Annotated in this window: 4 protein-coding genes; 1 reads left to right on the forward strand and 3 read right to left on the reverse strand. The window is 62.8% G+C overall.

Going from position 1 to position 4,501, the window contains the following annotated elements:
• Positions 1 to 164 precede the first annotated feature (164 nt).
• Entirely contained in the window at positions 165 to 962 is a 798-nt protein-coding gene (hyi, locus tag E5W70_RS31055) for a hydroxypyruvate isomerase (protein ID WP_292665068.1), read from the reverse strand.
• A gap of 24 nt (positions 963 to 986) precedes the next feature.
• The gene (gcl, locus tag E5W70_RS31060) at positions 987 to 2,768 is read right to left on the reverse strand and encodes a glyoxylate carboligase (RefSeq protein WP_292665069.1); all 1,782 of its coding nucleotides are present in this window, start codon (positions 2,766 to 2,768) and stop codon (positions 987 to 989) included.
• A 202-nt stretch (positions 2,769 to 2,970) separates the two neighbouring features.
• Between gcl and bhcR the strand changes: the two genes are divergently transcribed.
• Positions 2,971 to 3,828 (forward strand): HTH-type transcriptional regulator BhcR, encoded by an 858-nt coding sequence (gene bhcR, locus E5W70_RS31065; RefSeq protein WP_292665070.1) that lies wholly within the window; start codon positions 2,971 to 2,973, stop codon positions 3,826 to 3,828.
• Between the two features lie 40 nt (positions 3,829 to 3,868).
• Here the strand turns inward: bhcR and E5W70_RS31070 are convergent, their stop codons facing one another.
• Complete coding sequence (locus E5W70_RS31070) at positions 3,869 to 4,225, reverse strand: hypothetical protein (protein ID WP_292665071.1); 357 nt, start codon at positions 4,223 to 4,225, stop codon at positions 3,869 to 3,871.
• Between the last annotated feature and the right edge of the window lie 276 nt (positions 4,226 to 4,501).

Here is a 4,501-nt window from a genome sequence, read left to right on the forward strand (position 1 = left end):
CCCCCACAAGGAGGGAGATTGGATGTCACCGCCGCTTTCGCCAATTTTCGAGGTCAGCAAAGTTTAAGGGCCGGCGCGGGAACTGCCGATCTCCCCACTCGTGGGGGAGATGGCCGGCAGGCCAGAGGGGGGCGCGAAGGAACGCGACGTGCGATACGTAGCGTCTATGCCGCCGCACTCCCCTGCCCGGCCGCGTCCCGAAACCACCGGAGCCCCGCTTCCGTTCCGCCCTTAGGCTTGTACTCCGCACCGACCCAGCCGGAATAGCCGATGCGGTCGATGTGGTTGTACAGGAAGGGAAAATTGATCTCGCCCGTCCCCGGCTCATGACGGCCGGGATTGTCCGCAAGCTGGATATGCGCGATGCGGTTGAGGTTTGCCTCGATGGTACGGGCGAGATCCCCCTCCATGATCTGCATGTGATAGATGTCGTATTGCAGGAACAGGTTCTTCGAGCCGACGCGGTCGATCAGCGCCAGGGCCTGATCCGAGTAATTCAGGAAAAAACCCGGAATGTCGCGGGTGTTGATCGGCTCGATCAGCAGCCTGATGCCGGCCTGCTCCAGCTTTTCCGCCGCGAAAGCCAGATTTTCGGCGAAGACGTCTTCCAGCACGGAGCGATCGACGCCTTGCGGCGCGATGCCGGCGAGGCAGTTGACCTGCTCGCAGCCCAGCGCGTGCGCATAGGTGACGACCTTGGCAATGCCTTGCCGGAACTCCGGGACGCGGTCCGGCAAGATCGCAATGCCACGCTCGCCCTTGGCCCAGTCGCCGGCAGGCAGGTTGAACAGGACCTGCGTCAGCCCGTTCTTCTTCAACCTGGCCGCGACGACATCCGGCGCGTGGTCATAGGGGCCGATATACTCGACGCCCTTGAAGCCGGCGCGGGCGGCGGCATCGAAGCGGTCGAGGAAGTCATGCTCGCCAAAGAGCATCGAAAGATTGGCTGAAAACCGTGGCATGGCAGTAATTCCTCATAAAACAGCTTAGTCGAGCATGACGATCGCCGTGGGGGCATCTTCGTGATGTTCGGCAAGCTCCTCGAATTCGGTGATCTTGTCGATTTCGGTGCCCATCGAAACATTGGTGACGCGCTCGAGGATGAATTCGAGCACCACCGGAACCTGGTGCTCGTTCATCAGCCGCTGCGCCTCTTCGAAGGCACCGGCGAAATCCTCCGGCCGGCGCACCCTGACCGCCTTGCAGCCCATCGCCTCGGCAACGGCGACGTGGTCGACGCCGTAGCCCGCCTCAGGCTCGTCTTTCCGGTTGACGTTCTCGAAGGCCAGGCTGACTTCGAAATCCATCGAAAAGCCGCGCTGCGCCTGGCGGATCAGCCCGAGATAGGCGTTGTTCACGACGACATGGATGTACGGCAATTTGTGCTGTGCGCCGGCCGCCAGTTCCTCGATCATGAACTGGAAATCATAGTCGCCGGAAAGTGCGACAATGGTGCGGTCCGGATCGGCGGCGCGAACGCCGAGGGCCGCCGGCAATGTCCAGCCGAGCGGCCCGGCCTGGCCGCAATTGATCCAGTTGCGCGGCTTGTAGACATGCAGGAACTGCGCCCCGGCGATCTGCGACAGGCCGATCGTGGTGACATAGGTGGTGTCGCGGCCGAACGCCTTGTTCATCTCCTCATAGACGCGCTGCGGCTTCAGCGGCACCTGGTCGAAATGGGTCTTGCGCTTCATCGCCTTCTTGCGCTGCCGGCATTCGCCGGCCCAGCCCGACCAGTCGCGCAATTTCCCGGCCGTCCTCCACTCGGTGGCGACGTCGAGCAGCATTTTAAGCGCCGCACCGGCATCCGAGACGACGCCAAGATCCGGTGCGAAGACCCGGCCGATCTGCGTCGGCTCGATATCGACGTGGATGAACTTCTTGCCCTTGGTGTAGACGTCGACCGAACCGGTGTGGCGGTTGGCCCAGCGGTTGCCGATGCCGAAAACGAAATCGGCTTCGAGCATCGTCGCGTTGCCGTAGCGATGCGAGGTCTGCAGCCCGCACATACCGGCCATCAGCCGGTGGTCGTCGGGGATCGCGCCCCAGCCCATCAGCGTCGGGATGACAGGCACACCGGTGACTTCGGCGAATTCGATCAACAGGTCCGACGCATCGGCGTTGATGATGCCGCCGCCAGCGACGATGACAGGCTTGTCGGCCGCATTGAGCATTTTCAGTGCCTTCTCGGCCTGGGCGCGCGACATTGCCGGCTTGAACGGCACCAGCGGCTCGTAGGCATCGATGTCGAACTCGATCTCCGCCAGTTGCACATCGACCGGCAGATCGATCAGCACCGGCCCCGGCCGCGACGAGCGCATCAGATGGAACGCCTTCTGCAGCGCCATCGGCACCAGATAGGGTTCCATGACGGTGACCGCCCATTTGGCGACGGGTGCAGCGATGGCGGCGATGTCGACGGCCTGAAAATCTTCCTTGTTGAGGCGCGCCCGCGGCGCCTGCCCGGTGATGCAGAGGATCGGGATAGAATCGGCAGCGGCCGAATAGAGGCCGGTGATCATGTCGGTGCCGGCGGGACCCGAAGTGCCGATGCACAGACCGATATTGCCCGATCTGGCGCGGGTGAACCCTTCGGCCATATGCGAGGCCGCCTCGACGTGACGCGCAAGGATGTGGCGGATACTGCCCCTCGCCTTCAGTGCCGAATAGAGCGGGTTGATCGCAGCACCTGGCACGCCGAAGGCACAGGAGATGCCTTCCTTTTCGAGAACGAGAACCGCTGCGTCGACTGCGCGCATCCTGGCCATGTCAGCCTCCACGGAATTGTTGATAGCCGATATTGCCAGCGCACCAATGATTTTTCAATTTTTTCAGAATATTTTTTCATTTCTAGAAAACGGCTCTAGTGGCTTGAATTGTTTTGACTTTCTGTTTTCCACGAATTCGCTTCGCGAATGGATGAAAAACTTTTCCATTGTCTTTTTGGGCAAACAGAGCGAAGAACGGCCTATGGAAACCACTGAAAAACGCCAGCGCGGCCGTCCGCGCGCCTTCAACGGGCCGTCCGAGGCCGCCTCGGTGCAGTCGCTGGACCGGGCGTTGCGCATCCTGGCAATCGTGGCCGATGGCAGTGGCCTGTCGCTGAGCGAGATCGCCGCCAATTCCGGCCTGCCGGCATCCACCGCCTACCGCATGCTGACGACGCTGGAGAACCATGGCATGGTCGAGTTCGACGGCACCGACCAGCTGTGGTCGATCGGCGTCGAGACCTATCGCATGGGCGCGGCGTTCCTGCGCCGCCGCAAGCTGGTCGACCGCGCCCGTATCGTCATGCAGGAATTGATGGAGAAGACCGGCGAGACCGCCAATCTCGGCGTCGCCGAGGACGATTGCGTCGTCTTCGTCAGCCAGGTCGAGACGCACCAGGCGATCCGCGCCTTCTTCCGGCCGGGCACGCGCAGCTCCTTCCATGCCTCGGGCACCGGCAAGGCGGTGCTGGCGCATCTCGAGCCGGAGCGCGTCGCCACCATCCTGCGCCGGGCCGGGCTGGAGCGCTTCACTGAAAACACGCTGTCCGACATCTCGGCGCTCGCCCGCGACCTGGTGACGATCAAATTGCGCGGCTGGTCGGTAGACGACGAGGAGCGGCATCCGGGCATGCGCTGCGTTGCCGCCGCCATCTTCAACGAATTCGGCGAGCCGATCGGCGGCGTTTCGGTCTCCGGGCCGACGGTGCGGGTCACGCCGGAACGGCTGGCCGAGATCGGCCCGCTGGTGCGCGATGCAGCTGCGGAGGTGACGAGGATGATCGGCGGCCTGCCGACCCCTCCCGGCCTTGGCAGCGAACCGAGCGCATGGCAGCGCTGACCAGCGCCGAATGGTGCGACACCTGCCAGGATGGCCAGAGCTAGGCCCCGGGCACCGCGCTCTTGGTCGACAGGTCGTAGAAATCGAGCAGCATCGCCAGCCCAACTCCGCAGGCGGTGAAGATGAGGCCGGCAATGAAGATACGATTGGCGCGTTCAAGAACGCGCCGTTGTAAAGACGTTAGGTCGAGCAGCAACCGCAGCGCTCGTATCTGCAGGGCAATGCCGATCAAAATCGGCACGACGGCGGCCAGGTGATAGATTTCCCATGGTATCGGGTTGGCGGCCCAATGCGTAATGAAACCCAGCGAGAACGCCAGCAGGATGCCGACTGTGGTGATCGTGCCGTTGCGGAAAACCGTCTCGATCGGCTCTTCGTTCGGATCGTGCTCGCCCAAGCGCCCTCTCCCTGTTTGGGTATCGGTGTAGATTAGGCCGTCGGGAAATCGCTGTACATCCGGCAAGAGCCGAACGGCGGGATAAGGCAGTCTTCAGTGTTGGCGGTTGGCGAAAGCCGCTCGGCAATCCAATCTCCCCCCTTGCGGGGGAGATGTCCGGCAGGACAGAGGGGGTGGGAAGGATCGCCGGCTTCGATGTTTAGCCACTCCAACTGGGAATTGGCTTAGGACTTGACTGTCATGACAGGTAGTGCGGGACAGCACCCCCCTCTGCCC

Origin of the sequence: Mesorhizobium sp., assembly GCF_005063415.1 — a bacterium.
Taxonomy (GTDB): Bacteria; Pseudomonadota; Alphaproteobacteria; order Rhizobiales; family Rhizobiaceae; genus Mesorhizobium.